Origin of the sequence: Anaeromassilibacillus sp. SJQ-1 (genome assembly GCF_046693725.1) — a bacterium.
In the GTDB taxonomy this organism is placed as follows: Bacteria; Bacillota; Clostridia; order Oscillospirales; family Acutalibacteraceae; genus Anaeromassilibacillus.
Genome location: NZ_JBKEIV010000022.1, coordinates 130,410 through 148,169, shown reverse-complemented (window position 1 = coordinate 148,169; position 17,760 = coordinate 130,410). Strand labels below are relative to the sequence as shown.

Below are 17,760 nucleotides of genomic sequence, written 5' to 3'. Positions count from 1 at the left end.
GGTCGGAAGAAACTCCCGGTTATAGTGGTTGGATTGGTTTTATACGAAGCCTTTCAGAGGAAGGGGATAATTTCCTTTTCACACAAAAATAGCCTATCTCAATAAGGGTTGTATAAAATCGGCCGCCTCATAAGCTTGGCTCATGAGGCGGCCGATGGTTTTGTAACTTTTAAGAATAGCGGGTGACAATGGGGTCCTGCGAAAGATAGAAGAATGAAAGAGGAAATAGTTCAACCAATAGTAAATGGGACTGCTTGGGGAAAAGGTCTATTCCAGATATTTTCGCGACATTGGGGAAGAAATCTCTGTGGCAGGTACTTCATTGCCTGGAAGAGCGGAATCAAGAAATTCAGTCATGTTTTCCCAATATCGCTTTGGCATATGGGTCATACGGCATTTTGGATTGAAACGCCCTTCGATGCCGATGGTGTGATAAAATCGTTTCCAAAGTGCACGAAATTGTTGTTCTGTCTTATTTGGATGCTCCAAAGTAAAGTTTTCGAGAGGAATAATAGCGTCCTGGCCCGGTTGGTGAACGAGGGCCATATGGTGTGTTTTATCATAAATAAGAAATGTTTCTCCATTGAAACGGCTGCTGAAGTGTTCCAAAATCAGGGGGAGTACCCGGTTTTTCGGAGTAATGATTGCGGCGAGAGTACCGTTTTGTTCAGAAAAACGAAGAAATCCCGTCAGGAGATGAGCTTCATGACTGGCTGCAAAAACTGCTTTATTCAGAGTATTTACCGTGTCGTCGGCAAGCCAATTGGTTACCTGTGCACCATATGAATAACCCATACGGATGAACCGGTAAAGTATGAGTTCCCGTTTCGGTAGACAGGAGAGAAACCCCACTTCAATCCATTCGCGGGCTTGCGGGGAGATTTTGCGGGATAGGGAAACATAAACTCGCTCCGCGTGGCCGGAATCGGTTTCAATCCACTTTTCCGGGTAGAGTGATACTTGTGCTTCTTCATCAGAGAAAATCTGTGCGGGAACTTCACGCTTGGTATAGCTTTCAAAGATACAACATAGAAAACCTTCAAAGCTGCCGTCATAGCGATAGGCTACCATAAATTAAGCCTCCTTTTGAGCGAGTTCCGGAAAGTTGGTCGTGTCACTTGAATTCGGAACAGGGGGCGTGCTAAAAAAGGATAGCTGTTCTGGAATGTCTGAAACAACGAACTTTTGCTTTTCTTCGGAGATCAAAGCGCGTAAAATACTCTCAGGAGTAAAACGCAGGCCTTCCCGTATCTTTCCAGAGCAGGTGATAAAGTACTGCGCACGTTTCAAAACAACGCCAATCTTTTTCAGACCGTCAAAGTCAAGGGAATGACACCGGCGTACAGCACGGATGCGTTGGGCGCAGCGCACACCAATCCCCGGTACTCGCAAAAGCATTTCATAGGGGGCTGTGTTGATTTCGACGGGAAATTGTTCCATATGATTGACTGCCCAGCCGCATTTGGGGTCCACAAGAGGATGAAAGCTGGGGTGGCGTTCATCGAGCAATTCGTCGGCAGCAAATCCATAATAGCGGAGCAACCAGTCCGCTTGATAGAGCCGGTGTTCACGTAAAAGAGGAGGCTTTGTCCCCTTTGGGGGAGCAGCGTATTTTCTGAAACCGGCATATAGGCAGAGTAGAATACCCGGCGTAGGCCATACTTTTTGTAGAGGCCTTCTGTCAAGCGGAGAATGTCCCAATCTGAGTCCGGCGTAGCGCCGATAATCATTTGGGTACTCTGTCCGGCGGAGCGAATTTGGGCGTGTTTCGATACCGGACAAGGTCGTGATGGGCTTCTTGAATTCGATTTGCAATTAGCCCCATTGGTTTTAAAATGGAATGTTTTGTCTTGTCTGGAGCAAGAAGTTTGAGGCTTCGTTCGGATGGAAGCTCGATATTAACGCTCATGCGGTCGGTAAGCATCCCTAAACGTGTCAGCAAATTCTCGTCGGCCCCGGGAATTGCTTTTACATGGATATATCCGCGAAAACCATACTCTGTTCGGAGGATGCGCAATGTCTCGATGAGGAGTTCACAGGTATAGTCCGGACTTTTGATAACGGCAGAACTTAGAAAAAGCCCTTCAATATAGTTGCGTCGGTAAAATCCAATGGTCAAATCGGCAAGTTCGCGTGGGGTGAATGCCGCCCGTGCCGTATCGTTGGAACGGCGGTTTACACAGTATTGACAGTCGTAAATACAGGCATTGGTCATGAGTACTTTTAAAGAGAAATGCATCGGCCATCCGACGCAAAACTGTGGCATATGCCCATTTTAACCGCACTGCCTAGTTGTCCGGTTTTTCCGCGGCGATCGATTCCGCTGGAAGTGCAGGCTACGTCGTATTTAGCAGCATCTGTAAGAATGGTCAATTTTTCCATGGTCGTCATAAGAGTACCTCGAAATAAACAAATGTTCGCATATGATAGTATAGAACGTTTTTTCGAAGAAGTCAAGTGGAAATTGCAACCATTGTGAATTTGCGTTATAATAACCTCACGCCGTAAGCGGAAATCGAAGATTTCCGACGGCTGAGAGAACATTGAAACATCAGCCGGTAGGGAACATTGGCTCATAAGGAAAAGGAAAGCAACGATCTGAGAATGGATGTTATAATAACCTCACGCCGTAAGCGGAAATCGAAGATTTCCGACGGCTGAGAGAACATTGAAACATCAGCCGGTAGGGAACATTGGCTCATAAGGAAAAGGAAAGCAACGATCTGAGAATGGATGTTATAATAACCTCACGCCGTAAGCGGAAATCGAAGATTTCCGACGGCTGAGAGAACATTGAAACATCAGCCGGTAGGGAACATTGGCTCATAAGGAAAAGGAAAGCAACGATCTGAGAATGGATGTTATAATAACCTCACGCCGTAAGCGGAAATCGAAGATTTCCGACGGCTGAGAGAACATTGAAACATCAGCCGGTAGGGAACATTGGCTCATAAGGAAAAGGAAAGCAACGATCTGAGAATGGATGTTATAATAACCTCACGCCGTAAGCGGAAATCGAAGATTTCCGACGGCTGAGAGAACATTGAAACATCAGCCGGTAGGGAACATTGGCTCATAAGGAAAAGGAAAGCAACGATCTGAGAATGGATGTTATAATAACCTCACGCCGTAAGCGGAAATCGAAGATTTCCGACGGCTGAGAGAACATTGAAACATCAGCCGGTAGGGAACATTGGCTCATAAGGAAAAGGAAAGCAACGATCTGAGGATGGATGTTATAATAACCTCACGCCGTAAGCGGAAATCAAAGATTTTCGACGGCTGAGAGAACATTGAAACATCAGCCGATAGGGAACATCGGCTCAAGAGGAAAAGGAAAGCAACGATCTGAGGATGGATGTTATAATAACCTCACGCCGTAAGCGGAAATCGAAGATTTCCGACGGCTGGGAGAAAATTGAAACATCAGCCGGTAGATAAACATTGGCTCATAAGGAAAAGGAAAACAACGATCTGAGGATGGATGTTATAATAACTTCACGCCCTAGATGATAAATGATAAAATTGACTGTTATAAAAGAGTTCGATAAGTTTTGAAGATTTATAAGAAGTAAAAATTGGGGGACTCCCCAAGTCTATAAAGGAGAATGAAAATGAGCGAAAAAGGAGAAAAGGCCAAAGCTCTATTCTTACAGGGATACAATTGCGCACAAGCAGTTGTTGGCGCTTTTGCAGAGGAGCTCGGCTTAGATTTTGATATGGCGGTTCAGCTTGTGTCGGGCTTTGGCGGAGGGATGGGCCGCTTGCGTCAGGTGTGTGGAACGGTTTCTGGGATGGTATTTGTAGCGAGCGCAAAACTCGGTTATTCCGATCCAAAGGCAACCGTGGAGAAGAAGGAACTCTACCAGGAGATTCAACGAATAGCAGAGCAGTTTCGCAAAGAGAACGGGTCTATTGTCTGCGCGGAGCTATTAGCAGGAGTGAAAGACGCGGATAATAGCCCTATTCCAAGCGCGCGTACAAAAGATTACTATCAAAAACGCCCCTGTGCCGAATTAGCAGCTTGTGCGGCGGAAATTTTGGAGGGTTGTACATGGATACGGTAACACTTTATCGGATCAACTGTTACGACGCGCCTTATGAAGAATTGCTGGGTGAAACCTTTTCCCTAGTACCATGGGATGAGCAAGACCCTACGATGAAAGGAGAAGACGACGGAGGAAGGGACTACCAATTGCCAAAGGGATATGTATTGAGTGCACAGGACGGGGTGCCGATGATTTTAAATCCGGATGGAAATCCCTGCGGCTTACAAGGACATAATGGTTGTCCTCTTTTAATCGATGAAGCGAAAAAACTGGCAATTCTAGTAGAACGTGACAAGAAACTAATCCGTCAAAGGGAGCTTGCAAATTTGACTCGTGCAGAATTAGCCGACCGTTTGGAAATTTCGCAGGCGCTGTTGTATCAATGGGAGCATTGTGAGGTAGAGCCGGATGTCCGCACATGGAAGCGCATTGCCGACATATTACAGTGTGACATACTGGACCTGATTTAAGGGTCTGTAAAGACGATATTCCGAAGAGGATGTCCCTAAACTATGAATTGTTCGATTCATAGGAAAGAGGCGTCCTCTTTCTGTTTGGGAAAATATCTGGGTTTCTAAAAAACAAGAGTATCCTTCAGTCGTAGCTTGGCTGAAGGATACTCTCTTCATTATGTCTTTTTAATAAACTCGGTATGGCACACAGGACAAGTGATCTGGATTTTGCCCCTCCCGCGCGGGACTCGTAGGGTACTTTTACAGTTGGGGCATTTGTAGTAGCGATGAGTTTTGGAGTCTTTAAACCGTGCCTGGAACTTCTGAAACTGGCTTTTAATTGGGTTCCACAAAGCCAGAAATTTTAGATTCTCCGCATAACGTTTGGACGTATTGCGAGACAACATTCGAAAGAAACACCACGCTAACAATGCCAGGGCCACCAATCGCAGTAACCAGAATCCGGTAAGCGGAGATAAGAAGATCAGGATCAAATAGATGATCATCAAGGCAAAACCCAGTTGATCCGGACCATATCGTCCCATCATAAATCTTCGTAGCCAATCCAAAAATGAAACATTCCTTTCTGAAAGGGAGTTCTTTAGAATCAGTTTAAGCCTTTCAAAACACGAATTCAACAATAAATTGTAAACAATCGAACAATTGCAGCAAGATTGTATTGATTTAGCACTTTATCACACAGATAAAAGGTTAAAATTATTTTTTTAGGAAAATTTTTACATAAGGTGTTGCTTTCTTTGTAAATAGATTATATAATATAGTTCGTAAGCGTTAGCTGAAATTAGATGATTTATCTAAGGCAAAAGAAACGCTTCTTTTTTGTGACAAAATTTGTGCAAATTACGCACAGATTTTTTATTTTAAAATGGAAAGGAGCCTGATACCTATATGATTTTGAGTGCTTCCGGTTGGTTGTTTCCTGCTCGGATTGCACTTTTGGAGAGAAAAAATGAGTATGTTTTGAGAAGGAGGACCTAATGAAGAAAGAAAGAGGAAAGCAAATCAAACGAACAGCGTCGTTTGTTCTGGCGTTTGCGTTGGTTTGCTCAACATTCAGCGGAATGAGTACCATCGGTTCCGCCGTTCCAGTGAATCCAGAATTCCAAGGGGAAGAGTGGTATGACCAATTACAGACTTATGAAGTCAACCGTAAGCCCGGTCATGCATTGTTTATCCCCTATGAAAGTGCAAGCAAGGCTTTGGAAAATGAAGCATCCGCTTTGGATGAGGACGAGCCTTCTGCATATTACCAGAAACTTTCGGGGAAAGAGTGGGATTTTGCCCTGGTAACTACCCCGGCAGAAGCGAAGGAAAAGGACAAGACTTGGCTGGCAGAGACACTCAGCGCAGAGGATCAGGCAGCGTTCAATAAGGAATACGTTCCGCAGAGCTGGCAGACCTATCGCGATGAGCGCGGAGATTTCAAATATGACTCCCCAATTTACACCAATCAGTCCTATCCGTGGCAGAACTTTGAAAACAGAAACGATTCGGCGAACGGATATGCAGCTACGGTTTATAACCCGGTTGGCTACTATCGTACTACCTTTGAGACGCCGGATAGTTTTGATGGACGCCAGACCTTTATCACCTTTGAAGGTGTGGAGTCTGCATATTATGTCTATGTAAATGGTCACGAAGTGGGCTATTCAGAAGACAGCTATACCGCACACGATTTTAACATCACACCGTATCTCCATACGGATGGAACCCCCAACACTTTGGCGGTGAAAGTTTTCCGTTGGTCCGATGGAAGTTTCCTAGAGAACCAGGACTTTATCCGTTTGAGCGGCATCTTCCGCGATGTTTCCATCTATTCGAAGGCCAATGTTGAGTTGCGCGACTTCTTCGTACATACCACATTGGACGACAAAGAGGATGCAGTCAATTCGGACGCGACGCTGGCTCTGGATGTAGACGTCAGAAGCCTGGACCCGTCCATCTCTGGCGATTATAATGTTACAGCCACCCTTTATGACATGGATGATCAGAAGATTGAATCCATGGAAATTCCGGTGAATGGCGTAGAGGCTGCTCCGGAAGACTTTGAGGAGAGGATCGACACCACCGGCACCCGCGCAACGGGCAGCATGAAGATAGAAAATCCGGACAAGTGGTTTGCCGATACGCCGAACCTCTACAAGCTGCTCATCGAACTGAAGGACAGCGAAGGCAACGTTATTGAAACGGCTTGCCAGCGCGTCGGCTTCCGTGAAGTGGATAAGGTCATTATCAACGATGACAACCAGCAGCAGATGCAGATCAACGGTGAGAAGATTGTTTTCCGTGGCGTTAATCGCCATGAAACCGACCTCATGAAGGGGCGCGCCCTTGAAAAGGACGAGATTGTCACTGATCTGAAGATGATGAAGCAGTTCAACGTCAATGCAATCCGTACGTCCCACTATCCGGAGAACAAACTCACCTATGAGTTGGCAGATGAATTGGGTCTGTATATCTGTGCAGAGGCGAATATCGAATCCCACAGCGACCTTCCGTCTGCAAATCCGGAGTTTAATGGTATCGTGTTATGGACAGAACGCAAACCATGGTTGAGAATTTGAAGAACCATCCGTCCGTCGTCATCTGGTCATTGGGCAATGAGGCAACTTATGCGAGTGCGAATACAGATCGTGAAGATTATTGTTTCCGCATTTCCTCCGATTGGATTTTGGAGCGCGATCCCAGCCGTATCAGAAAGTACGAACGCGATAATAAGGGATATAATATCAATGCAGAAGACCCGATGAATACAGATTATCGTCAGCGGTGCTTGGTAGATATCTATAGTGTGCAATATCCAGCACAGGGTGGTGCGACTGGTTATGCGCAGAATAGTAACAACAAGTTCCCGTATATTTCGTCCGAGTATGCACACTCTATGGGCAACGCATTAGGCAGCTTTGACGAGTATTGGAAAGAAGTACGCTCCAACGAAAATGTGCAGGGCGGATTCATTTGGGACTGGATGGATCAGTCGGTTGCGACTCGCTTCCCAGAGAATACAACTTTCCATCAGGTGAAGGATTCAAAAACAGGTGTACTGAGTAATACAGAGATTTCCGATATGGACGCTGTATTTGCCGAGGGACGCAACGGCACATTGGCTGCCAAGTCTCCAATTTTCATGCCTGCGAAGCAAGAGCTGAATGCAAACAGCACCGAAGGCATCACATTGGAAGCTTGGGTAAAACCAAACTCCATGCCTTCTGCAGACCAAGCGATCATTTCCAAGGGCGATGGAAGCTACAACCTCAAGTATAGCGCTACAAACGGCAGCCATCTGGAATTCTTTGTCAACGGTTGGTCGGCCGGCACTTTGACTGTGCCCCTGCCGGATAATTATGTTGGAGAATGGCACCATCTGGTAGGAACGCTGAATGCAGATGGCGTTTACACCATGTATATTGATGGCAAAGAGGCTGGAAGTAAGACAGTTAACGTTTCGAAGCCGTACGACAACTCTTTGGATTATGGTTTGGCGATTGGCAACGACCCGCAGTATACAAGCAGAGCATTTGACGGCTTGATCGACAGTGCCCGCGTTTACAATCGTGCATTGACTGCAGAAGAAGTTGCAAATGCATATGCAGGAAATGAGATTTCTGTGGCGGATGACAGCGTTGTCTTTGCAACCAATTTTGCAGAGGAAGATATTCCGCTTACCGGCGGCACGGATTATCCGGAGGAAGGATACTTCTGGGGTTACGGCGGCGACTGGATCGATTCCAAAGTCAATGATAACTGGTTCTGCGGCAACGGTGTTGTTTATGCAGACAGAACCCCCAGTGCAAAGCTTTATGAGGTCAAAAAGGTCCATCAGGAAGTCAGCTTCTATGACGATGGCAAGATTGAGGATGGCGAGGTTCGTGTTGTAAATGAATTCCTCAATACCAATCTGGACAATTATGACATTACCTGGGAACTCAAGGAAGATGATCAGGTGATCAACAGCGGCACGTTGGATTTGACACAGCTCCGCAGACAGAGGAAACGGTGCAGATCGATCTCGGGATTGATCCGGATACCATCGAAGAGAATTCCGATTATCTGCTGAATTTCAGCGTCCGGACGAAAGAAGACACCGCATGGGCAGAGGCCGGATTTGAAGTGGCTTACGAGCAGTTCGAACTGGAGTTTGACCCGGCAGTGAAGGCAGAAGCGCTCAACGTCAGCGGCATGAATCCGTTTACTTCTATCGAAGGACTGGAAGATGACGCGGATGTATTGACTGCTTCCGGCATCACCGATCAGGGGCAAGAATTCAGCTTCTCCCTGAACAAGACCACCGGCGTGCTGGAAAACTATACGGTTGATGGAACCACTCTGATTGAAAAGGGTCCGGTTCTGAACCTGTACAGAGCGACCATCGACAATGATGGCAGCATGGGACAAGATCTCAAGAATATCTTTGATACGATGACCGATCCACAGGTAGAGGTTTCGGTTCCGACCGCAAAAGAGACAAAGGATAAGGTCATTTTGGTTTCCCTCAAGGGCGACTTGGGGATCAATGCGGCAAACCAGGTGGACTATAAGTTCTACAGCAATGGCGACATTGTTGTGACAAACAGCCTGTTGCCGAATGCAAACCTCGGCAACCTGCCGAGAGTCGGCATGAAGATGGAAGTCAATTCCGATCTGCAGAACATGGAATACTATGGCCGTGGCCCTGTTGAGAACTACAGTGACCGCAACAGTGGTTCCCTCGTCGATGTATACCAATACCGACGAGAACGGCGAGAATCTGACCGTCGATGGCCAGGAATTCAAGTACTCTCCATCCGCAGGAGTTTCCGCAAACCGTACAGATGTCAGATGGACTTCTTTGACGGACAAAACGGCAATGGTTTGATGATTGCTGCTGAAGACACCATGGAGACCGGCGCAACCCGTTATCAGCCGGAAGCAATGGGCATTGGCAACCGTGGAACCAGTTCGACGTCCGCTGGCAGACACATCTATCAGATTGAACAGAGCGAAAGTATCGTTTGGACCGTGGACTATATGCAGAGAGGCCTCGGCAACAACAGCTGCGGCGGCAGTACAGCTCTTCCTGCATTCCAAGTACCAAGCGATCGGAATGTTACGCATTCGTTCCGTATTATCCCGATCACCAATCAGACGGATAAGATGGAAGAAAGCAAACTAGACTTTGACACTGTGTTTAATGTGATCGACAAGGTCACTATCAACGGCGTTGAGATGGCAAGCTTTGATCCGGGTTAAGACCGACTATGAGATGTCTTATCTGGAAGGTTCCTTTGTTGGCGTTCCGTTGGTCAGAAGTGGAAAAGACTTCGGATGATGCCGGTACAGTTGAGATCCAGCAGGCAGACGGCGTTCCGGGGACTGCAGTCATCACTGCGACCGACAAATATGGCGTAAGCAAGACCTATACCATCAACTTTACAGAGACGACCAGCGCGTATGCAGGCGATATGCAGTGGATGGTCAACGAGTGTGGCTACAGCACCACAAAGATCGACCGCTCTATCGATGGAAATCCGTTGAAGTTGACGGTGGACGGCAAAGAGAAGACCTTTGCAAAGGGCATTGGTACGCACGCGACGTCCCGCATTGTCATTGATATTTCTGGCAAGGGCTATGAGCGCTTCCAGGCAATGGTCGGCGTGGACCGCGAACAGATATGGCAACACGACTGCCAACTTGGAATTCCGCGTTTACTTTGACGATGACAGTGCAAACCTTGCATTCGAAAGTGGCGCAATGCGTCCACCAGCGAGGCACAGGAGGTCGATGTACCAATCCCGGCAGATGCGGAGTACCATCACCTTGTATGTCGACGAACTGGCGGCAATGGCAACGACCATGCAGACTGGGCGGATGCACAGTTTATTTGCTCTACAGCTGCACCGGTTATCGAATCCATTCAGAAGCCGGAGAGCGTTACGGTTGAAACCGGAACCAGCTTTGAAGAACTGACCGCAGAAACTCCCGACGCTTGTGGCAACACTCTTGGATACTGGAAAGCTGGCATACCTGCCTGTTACTTGGGAGCAGGGTGACTACGATGGCGATGTAGCAGGGACTTACACGCTGAATGGCGTCATGGAGGTTCCGGAAGATGTCACCAACAATGCTGGACAGCCCACGATTGAGGTCATCGTTTCGGATGACACGCCGGTTCCGACTCCGTCCGGAGCGACGGTCAACTATAACGGTGGAACTGTGAAGCTGACCATCGACGGCGAAGAGCAAAAGCTGGCTGACCTGATTGGTTCATATCACAGCGATGCAGAAGCCGGTTCCCAGGTGGAGATGGTCTTTAAGCCCGCAGTTGAGGGACGTGTGATCCAGTCCGTAACCATTAATGGCGAAGTGGATGAAACCTTTACCGGCGGCACAGAATATACGTATATCCTGAACGTAGAAGAAGAGAATGAGGAAGTTGATCTCCAATTCACGGTCACCGATCGTACCATTCTGGATAGCATCATTGATTATGCAAAAGGCCTCGTAGAAGACGGCGTCCTGGAAGATGAGGACCGCTTGGAGGAAGTGAAGGAGAAGTTTCCGGGTTCGCTTGGATACAGCTGTTGCCGTACAGGAAGATTATTCCGCAACACAGGAAGAAATCAATCAGGCATGGTCCGACTTGCTCGATATTATCCATGTGATTGACTTCAGCAAGGGCGACAAGACGTACTCTGGATGCTCTGATTAAGAGTGTAGAAAATCTTCAGAAAGACGGCTTTACCAGCAGCACATGGGATGCCTTTGAGAAGGCTCTGACTGCGGCGCAAAAAGTGAACGACGATGTGGATGCAATGCAGGATGAAATCACAGAGGCATATAATGCGCTCGATCAAGCGATTAAGGACTTGCAGTTTGTTTCTGATAAGGACCAGCTGAACCTTGCCTTGACAGAAGCAAAGAAGGTTCTGGATAACCTCGGTGATTACAGCAACAGCCAGGAAGAAAAGGACGCATTACAGCGTGCATATGATGCAGCGCTTAAAGTGTACAATGATGAGGAAGCTTTGCAGGAGGAGGTTGAGGAAGTAACCTCGAATTTGACTTCTGCTCTGGCAGTTATGCGCCTGGTTCCGAACAGAGGTGCTCTGGAAGAACTCGTAAATGAACTCAGCAATAAGAACCTTAACAAGTACACGGCAGCTTCCGCAAATGCGTTCAGAAAGGCGTTGAATGCTGCGAATGACGGTTTGGCTGATCCGAACCTCACAGAAAAGCGTGCAAAGGAATTGATTGAGAATCTCGAACTTGCAGAGAAGAATCTGAAGACGGATTCGAAGGGTTCCAGCTCGTCCGGGTCCGGTTCTTCTTCCAACAGAAAGCCTGTAGGCAATACGTCTGGAGAAGGAACAGCAGTGGCCGTGATGAACGGTGCATCTACAGTGGCAAATGCAGCATCGGTCGTATCGGATACGACGGTGAACTTCACCATGAAGAGAGGCAGCGCATACTGCTTCAAAATGACCGTAGTCAATGGCAACAATCAGGCGCCGAGCTTCACAGTTGGAAATGGCAATGTGCTCAAGACGCAGTTTGTAGCAAAGGTCGGCAATGACTACTACTACAGAGTATATGCAATTGGTACACCGGGTCAGAGTACGGGCGTGTACACGACTCTGTCGGGTCAGAACGCTGTGAAACATTGCACCGTTACGATTGGATAATCGTAACAAATAAAGGAAGAATGGAGTGATTTTCTCTATTCTTCAAAACGGAATTGCAAGGAGGGCCCCCAGTTCGTTAGGACTGGGGGCCTTTTTTATAGAAAAAGTCAAGACTTGGCATTATTTTCTTGTGTTATTGTATTGATTCGCTTAAAAAAACTATCTATAATAAAACGAAGGTAGCAAAAAAGACAAAATATTTTGTTTTTTGTAAAGAATTATTGAAAGATTCGAATGGTGGATTGGGGAGAAAACATGAAGTATTTCTTTGCAGTTTTAAGCGTAGTGTTTGTTTTATTGTTCGCTATGGTGGGATATACCTATTTTTCCGGAGAATACGCTCCGGAAGGTTCCGCGGTCTTGACAGAGCCACGGGCGCATGTGCAGCTGATTACACAGAATTCCAATGAACATTTCTGGTCTACATTTAAACGTGGTGCATTGGATGCGGGAAAGAGGAAAACATCTATGTCGAATTCGCTGACATTTCGGCAAAAGACCCGGAACTGATTGCAGAAACCGCAGAACAGGCCGTGTATTCTGCGGTGGATGGTCTTGCGTTACAGGCAGCGGATGAAGAGAGGACAGCAAATGTTTTGTTGATGGCGGAGAAGGCACAAATTCCTGTTTTAACCTTTGAAAGTGATTTATTTCCAACGACAGATGTCCCTACGGTTGGTTCCAATAGTTATGATGCTGGTTATTCGTTGGGACAGATGGCGATTCAGGCCTGTGGTGGCCGGGCGACTGCAGCCATATTGGTGGAAAGTGTTTTGGAAAATGCGCCCTCCTCTTCACGAAATTTAAAGGTTCAAGGGATTATGGACGCCCTTTCGGATGCACCCCAAATTGAAGTAACCCAGGTATATCCAGTGGACGTAGAACGCTTTGAAGTTGAAAAATGTACGAGCCAAATTTTAGAGGAACGTCCAGAGGTGGACTTGATTCTGTGCACAGGGGAAACAAGTACTCCAGGGGTTGCACAGGTCTTAGTGGATGCCAACCGTGTGGGTGACATCTGTGTGATTGGATATGGAGCGATGCCACAGACCCTGGATTACATTGAACGGGGAGTCATTTATGGCTCCGTTTGTCCGGATGCTTACCAGATTGGATACCAATCGGTCAAGCAACTCTGTAGAATGCTGGATGGAGAAACCGTGAGCAATTCCTCCAACACGGGGATGTATACGGTTACAAAAGAGAATTTAGAGCAATTTCGCAAAGAGACAGCGCAGCAAAACCTCGATTAAGGGAGGCATTACATAAAATGAGGCGTCCAAGAAATTTTCGTTATCAAACAAAGTTGGTTGCCTTTTTGCTGTTGTCCATAGGGATTACAATGTTGGCGGGGTTGTACTCCTATTTGTCCGTCCAAAATTTGATGGATGACAGCGTGGAGATTCTTCAGAAAAATTACCAATTGGCAAACGCCTATAAAGAAGTCGAACTGATGCAAAAGGAGTTTGAGACCTACTTTTCAACAAGCAGTTCCGACAGCTTAGTCGCTTTCTATAACCATTCTGCGGCAGTGAGTAGTAATATTGCGGAACTACGAAAAACCGCCACCTATACAGAACGTGGGGTTCGCATCAAAAATGTGTCCAATATGATGGAGCACTATATACAAAAGGCGGATGATACCATCCGTGCAAAGCGCGGCCGCATTGTGGACAGCTATACACAGGGCTATACCGATACGGTCAAAGAAAACCGGTATATCACCCGTTACATGGAAAAGATGATGAGTACCGATTTGATTGGAAGTGCAGAACGTTATGCGGCGATCAGTCGGGATGTGGGGCAGATCACAGTTTTTAATAACCTGTTGATTGCAGTAATAGCAGCGTTTATGACGATTGCAGTTGTATTTTTTAGCGCAGAGATGACTCGGCCCCTTTCTCAGCTGGCCTCTTATGCACAGGAGATTTCGGCAGGAAATTTTGATGTGCAGATTCCGGAAAACCGAACCAGCCGGGAAGTGAGTGTCCTGTACCGCACCTTTCGGTTAATGGCAGCCAATATCAAAGGACATGTGGAGGAACTTCGGCAAAAGCAGCGAATTGAGAGTGCCTTGAGTGAACAAAAGGTCAACAACTTAAAAATGAAGAATGCTTTGAGGGAATCCGAGCTATTGGCGCTACAGTCCCAGGTAAATCCACATTTTATCTTTAATACGATCAATATCGGCGCACAATTGGCCATGCTACATGGAGACGATGTTACCTGTACGTATTTCCAGAATGCGGCGGATATTTTCCGATATAACCTTCGAGGATTGGACACCAATGCGACTTTGCGCCAAGAACTGGAAAATGTCAACGCTTACATGAACCTTCTTCAAACACGTTTTGGGGATGCCGTGTGTTTTGAGCAGCGAATTGAGGAGGATGCAGATCTCTTGGACTTTGTTTTACCGCGCATGACCCTTCAGCCCCTGGTGGAAAATGCATATATCCATGGGATCAGCGAACGAGAAAATGGTGGCGTTATACGCCTGCTGGCTTGGAAAGAAGAGGAAGAAATTCGCGTTGCTGTATGCGACAACGGAAAAGGGATATCTACGCAGAAGATCGCGGAGCTTTTGCATGCGGATTTAGGAGAGATAGAAACAGCAGGACGTGTCCGAAAGGGGCATGTATCGGGAATTGGTGTGGACAACGTGTTGAAAAGATTGCGCCTGTTCTTTGGTAGAGACAACGTCATGGAGATCACCTGCGAAGAGGGAGAGACCTGCTTCTTATTGAAGCTTCCGAAGGTGGAAACAGGGGACACGACGGGATGAACGGCTGCGGATGGATCTGCGGTCGAGTATTTTAAGATTTAAGAATCAAAGGGAATGGAAGATGGAGAAAAGAAGGGGAGGATGCATGTATGTATCGGGTGTTATTGGTGGATGATGAGCCGATTGCGATTGATTCATTGGAATATATGCTTCGCAAAAATCGAAGGGATATTGAAGTAGTAGGGAAGGCACGGTCGGGGAGAGACGCTGTGGAGAAAGCGTATAATACACGCCCTGATATTGTTTTGATGGACATCAATATGCCAGGCATCAACGGTTTGGAGGCAATTCGGCGGATCAAGGAGACCAATTCTTCTGCGCAGTTTATCATTACAACTGCATTCGACTATTTTGACTATGCGGTTGAAGCGATGGAATTACAGGCGACGGAATACCTTTTGAAACCGATTCGGGAGGCAAAATTACTGGAGGTGATGGAAAAGGTTACTGCGCAGGTAGATGCACAACGCGCACAGCTGCGCAAAGAGTTGGAAATCAAAGAAAAGTTTGAAATGATTGTCCCCATGATGGAAACCGGTTTTATCAATGCTCTGTGTATGTTTGAGGACAGTGAAGAAGAGTTGAAACGCTATCACCGTTTGCTGGGCAGCCCCGGAGAAGGGGGATATGTGATGGTGATTGCGTTTGAAGATAAGGATAGCGGAGGTGGAAATAACCGTGTGGGAGCCGGAGTGAGAGGTCAGGCGCTTCATAGCCGGTACAGGGAAGTTTTAAAAGCGATGTGCAATTGTATGGTCGGTCCAATCATGCTCAACCGGTTGGTGGTATATGTCTGCGAAAATGGTCCAGAAGGGACTTCTTTTGAGCAAAAAGTCGCTGCAATTAAACTGGCAAATGCGCTGTACCAACGTGTAGGAAGCTTGTATCCGGAAATCTCCATTGGAATTGGCCGGGTCTACCGGCGCATTGAGGAAGCGAAAAAAAGCTATAGGGAGGCTTTACAAGCCCTTGGGATGGAGGATGGCCGCTCGAAGGAGATGAGTATCCTACACATTGACGACGCTGTACGGGATATGGAGGACCTTCCTGCGGATGAAGACGAGCGATTGGAACGCTGTGTTCTGCAAAGGACTGCGGACGGAGATGCAGCGGGAGCGCTCATTGCATTTGAACAGTTGTATGCACATCTTTGTAAAAGCCTGATGCCAGATTTTATCCGAGTGAAAAATCGTGCGATTGAACTGGTTGTCGACTTTGGAAAACGATGGGGCAATGTGATAGGGAACTCTTGCCCTGTGCTGTCCAATCTCCTGAATGCTAAGGATGCCGACACACTGTATGAGATCGAAAGCCGGTTTATCCGGGACACTGCCACCCGAATCGATTCTGGGAAACAGAAAAAAATTGGTTCGATTATCGACCGGGCAGACCGCTATATGCAAGAGCATTTCAGCGAAGAAATTGCTTTGGAGGATGTCGCCCGTGCGGTCAATCTCAGCCCTTACTATTTTAGCCGCTTTTATAAGGAAGAAACTGGCGTCAATTTTATCGACCGGTTGACAGCTGTCCGCGTGGAAAAAGCAAAGGAATATCTGGCACGTACAGAATATACGGTAAAGGATGTTGCTCGTGCGGTTGGCTATGCCGATCCAAATTATTTTTCCAAATTGTTCAAAAAGGTGACCAATATGACCGCAACGGAATACAAAGAGTCGTATGGAAAGGGGAGCTACTGATGCGAATGAAAAGATTTTTGCGCAGAGCTGCACCGCTGGCATTGGCCGCTGCACTGCTATTGGCAGGGTGTCAGAATGAAATACCCGCTCCTACCTCCAGTGAGGAGGAACGGCTGCTGGTCGGTTTTTCGATGGCTACGCTCAAAGAGGATCGTTGGCTACGGGACCGCGACATTTTTTCTGCAAAAGCGAAACAGGAAGGAATTGATGTCCTGATAACCAATGCCAATAACGATGCAGACCGCCAATATGAGCAGGTAGCCGATATGGTGGAACAAGGGGTGGATGTGTTGGTGATTGCCCCACACGATTGTGACAATTCTGCGCGGTGCGTAGGGTTGGCCAAACGGGCGGGAATCCCTGTGATCTCCTACGATCGTTTGGTGAAAAATGCAGATGTGGACGTTTACATTTCTTTTGACAATTATAAAGTAGGAGAACTACAAGGAAAGGCGATTTTGGAGGCGGTTCCGGAAGGCGGTTATATTTTGCTGAACGGTTCAGAAGATGACAGCAATAGCCAGATGTACCATCAAGGCTGCATGGATCAGCTACAGCCGGCTATCGATGCCGGACAGATTCAAATTGTGGGGGAAACCTGGGTACAGGATTGGCGACGGGAAACTGCGTTTGCCTTTACCTCGGATGTACTTCGTGATAAAGGCGACCGGGTGAATGCGGTGATAGCGGCTAACGATTCCCTTGCTTGGGCCGCCATCGATGCCCTTTCAGAAGCGCAACGGATGGATCAAGTAAAGGTGGTGGGACACGATGCGGACCTTGCCGCTTGTCAACGGATTGTGGTTGGAACACAGTTGATGACTGTATATAAGCCCATCCCGGATTTGGTGGATAAGACCATCGAGGCTTGCAAACTTTTGGCAGAAGGAAAAGAGATCGATGGAGAAAAGACCATTGACGATGGAACGTATCAAGTTCCCTATTGGATGATCGATGTGATTGCGGTGACAAAAGAAAATATTGATGATACCGTTATTAAGGATGGCTTCCATCTCAAGGAAGACGTTTATCGGCAGGGAGAATAAGTACGAGAGTGATAGGCCCACGGGGGTTTGCCCCTTGGGCCTGTCATTT

Annotated in this window: 14 protein-coding genes and 2 pseudogenes; 14 read left to right on the top strand and 2 right to left on the bottom strand. The window is 47.1% G+C overall.

Annotated elements, in window-relative coordinates:
* Nucleotides 1–267: 267 nt before the first annotated feature.
* Nucleotides 268–1,071, bottom strand: coding sequence for a TIGR03915 family putative DNA repair protein (locus ACGCCZ_RS06475; RefSeq protein WP_411655599.1), 804 nt, complete (start codon nt 1,069–1,071; stop codon nt 268–270).
* Nucleotides 1,072–1,074: 3 nt separating this feature from the next.
* Nucleotides 1,075–2,391 (bottom strand): annotated as a pseudogene (locus ACGCCZ_RS06470) (putative DNA modification/repair radical SAM protein).
* A 1,223-nt stretch (nt 2,392–3,614) separates the two neighbouring features.
* Between ACGCCZ_RS06470 and ACGCCZ_RS06465 the strand changes: the two are divergent.
* The 14 genes and pseudogenes from ACGCCZ_RS06465 to ACGCCZ_RS06400 all read left to right on the top strand — a co-directional run bounded on the left by ACGCCZ_RS06465 (nt 3,615) and on the right by ACGCCZ_RS06400 (nt 17,711).
* Nucleotides 3,615–4,067 (top strand): C-GCAxxG-C-C family protein, encoded by a 453-nt coding sequence (locus tag ACGCCZ_RS06465; RefSeq protein WP_085533444.1) that lies wholly within the window; start codon nt 3,615–3,617, stop codon nt 4,065–4,067.
* Nucleotides 4,055–4,519, top strand: coding sequence for a helix-turn-helix domain-containing protein (locus ACGCCZ_RS06460; RefSeq protein WP_054324882.1), 465 nt, complete (start codon nt 4,055–4,057; stop codon nt 4,517–4,519). Before ACGCCZ_RS06465 ends, ACGCCZ_RS06460 begins: the two co-directional genes overlap by 13 nt.
* A 980-nt stretch (nt 4,520–5,499) precedes the next feature.
* Nucleotides 5,500–7,086, top strand: coding sequence for a sugar-binding domain-containing protein (locus ACGCCZ_RS06455; protein WP_411655598.1), 1,587 nt, complete (start codon nt 5,500–5,502; stop codon nt 7,084–7,086).
* Nucleotides 7,053–8,596: pseudogene (locus ACGCCZ_RS06450) on the top strand (glycoside hydrolase family 2 TIM barrel-domain containing protein); the annotation flags it as partial. The gene ACGCCZ_RS06455 and the pseudogene ACGCCZ_RS06450, both read left to right, overlap by 34 nt.
* 105 nt (nt 8,597–8,701) lie before the next feature.
* On the top strand, nt 8,702–9,751 hold the full coding sequence (locus tag ACGCCZ_RS06445; RefSeq protein WP_411655612.1) for a hypothetical protein: 1,050 nt from the start codon (nt 8,702–8,704) through the stop codon (nt 9,749–9,751).
* Between the two features lie 8 nt (nt 9,752–9,759).
* Complete coding sequence (locus tag ACGCCZ_RS06440; protein WP_411655597.1) at nt 9,760–10,215, top strand: NPCBM/NEW2 domain-containing protein; 456 nt, start codon at nt 9,760–9,762, stop codon at nt 10,213–10,215.
* On the top strand, nt 10,193–10,468 hold the full coding sequence (locus ACGCCZ_RS06435; protein WP_411655596.1) for a hypothetical protein: 276 nt from the start codon (nt 10,193–10,195) through the stop codon (nt 10,466–10,468). The genes ACGCCZ_RS06440 and ACGCCZ_RS06435 overlap by 23 nt, the downstream gene beginning before the upstream one ends.
* 21 nt (nt 10,469–10,489) lie before the next feature.
* Nucleotides 10,490–11,167 (top strand): hypothetical protein, encoded by a 678-nt coding sequence (locus ACGCCZ_RS06430; RefSeq protein ID WP_411655595.1) that lies wholly within the window; start codon nt 10,490–10,492, stop codon nt 11,165–11,167.
* Complete coding sequence (locus ACGCCZ_RS06425) at nt 11,164–12,183, top strand: hypothetical protein (RefSeq protein ID WP_411655594.1); 1,020 nt, start codon at nt 11,164–11,166, stop codon at nt 12,181–12,183. Before ACGCCZ_RS06430 ends, ACGCCZ_RS06425 begins: the two co-directional genes overlap by 4 nt.
* A 285-nt stretch (nt 12,184–12,468) precedes the next feature.
* Nucleotides 12,469–12,693 carry a hypothetical protein gene (locus ACGCCZ_RS06420; protein WP_411655593.1) on the top strand — a complete coding sequence of 75 codons (225 nt, stop codon included), beginning with the start codon at nt 12,469–12,471 and terminating at the stop codon, nt 12,691–12,693.
* A gap of 35 nt (nt 12,694–12,728) precedes the next feature.
* Nucleotides 12,729–13,436: a sugar ABC transporter substrate-binding protein gene (locus ACGCCZ_RS06415; RefSeq protein WP_411655592.1), complete on the top strand. Its 708-nt coding sequence runs from the start codon at nt 12,729–12,731 to the stop codon at nt 13,434–13,436.
* 17 nt (nt 13,437–13,453) lie between these two features.
* Nucleotides 13,454–14,968 carry a sensor histidine kinase gene (locus ACGCCZ_RS06410; protein WP_054324886.1) on the top strand — a complete coding sequence of 505 codons (1,515 nt, stop codon included), beginning with the start codon at nt 13,454–13,456 and terminating at the stop codon, nt 14,966–14,968.
* 89 nt (nt 14,969–15,057) lie between these two features.
* On the top strand, nt 15,058–16,665 hold the full coding sequence (locus ACGCCZ_RS06405; protein WP_054324887.1) for a response regulator: 1,608 nt from the start codon (nt 15,058–15,060) through the stop codon (nt 16,663–16,665).
* Nucleotides 16,666–16,670: 5 nt separating this feature from the next.
* Nucleotides 16,671–17,711, top strand: a complete 1,041-nt coding sequence (locus ACGCCZ_RS06400) for a sugar ABC transporter substrate-binding protein (protein WP_158089014.1) — start codon at nt 16,671–16,673, stop codon at nt 17,709–17,711.
* Nucleotides 17,712–17,760 lie beyond the last annotated feature (49 nt).

What these genes read in the sequence shown, in the direction of transcription:
- ACGCCZ_RS06475 (WP_411655599.1), bottom strand. Translation starts at nt 1,071, where the DNA reads ATGGTAGCCTATCGCTATGACGGCAGCTTTGAAGGTTTTCTATGTTGT.
- ACGCCZ_RS06465 (WP_085533444.1), top strand. Translation starts at nt 3,615, where the DNA reads ATGAGCGAAAAAGGAGAAAAGGCCAAAGCTCTATTCTTACAGGGATAC.
- ACGCCZ_RS06460 (WP_054324882.1), top strand. Translation starts at nt 4,055, where the DNA reads ATGGATACGGTAACACTTTATCGGATCAACTGTTACGACGCGCCTTAT.
- ACGCCZ_RS06455 (WP_411655598.1), top strand. Translation starts at nt 5,500, where the DNA reads ATGAAGAAAGAAAGAGGAAAGCAAATCAAACGAACAGCGTCGTTTGTT.
- ACGCCZ_RS06445 (WP_411655612.1), top strand. Translation starts at nt 8,702, where the DNA reads ATGAATCCGTTTACTTCTATCGAAGGACTGGAAGATGACGCGGATGTA.
- ACGCCZ_RS06440 (WP_411655597.1), top strand. Translation starts at nt 9,760, where the DNA reads ATGAGATGTCTTATCTGGAAGGTTCCTTTGTTGGCGTTCCGTTGGTCA.
- ACGCCZ_RS06410 (WP_054324886.1), top strand. Translation starts at nt 13,454, where the DNA reads ATGAGGCGTCCAAGAAATTTTCGTTATCAAACAAAGTTGGTTGCCTTT.
- ACGCCZ_RS06405 (WP_054324887.1), top strand. Translation starts at nt 15,058, where the DNA reads ATGTATCGGGTGTTATTGGTGGATGATGAGCCGATTGCGATTGATTCA.
- ACGCCZ_RS06400 (WP_158089014.1), top strand. Translation starts at nt 16,671, where the DNA reads ATGAAAAGATTTTTGCGCAGAGCTGCACCGCTGGCATTGGCCGCTGCA.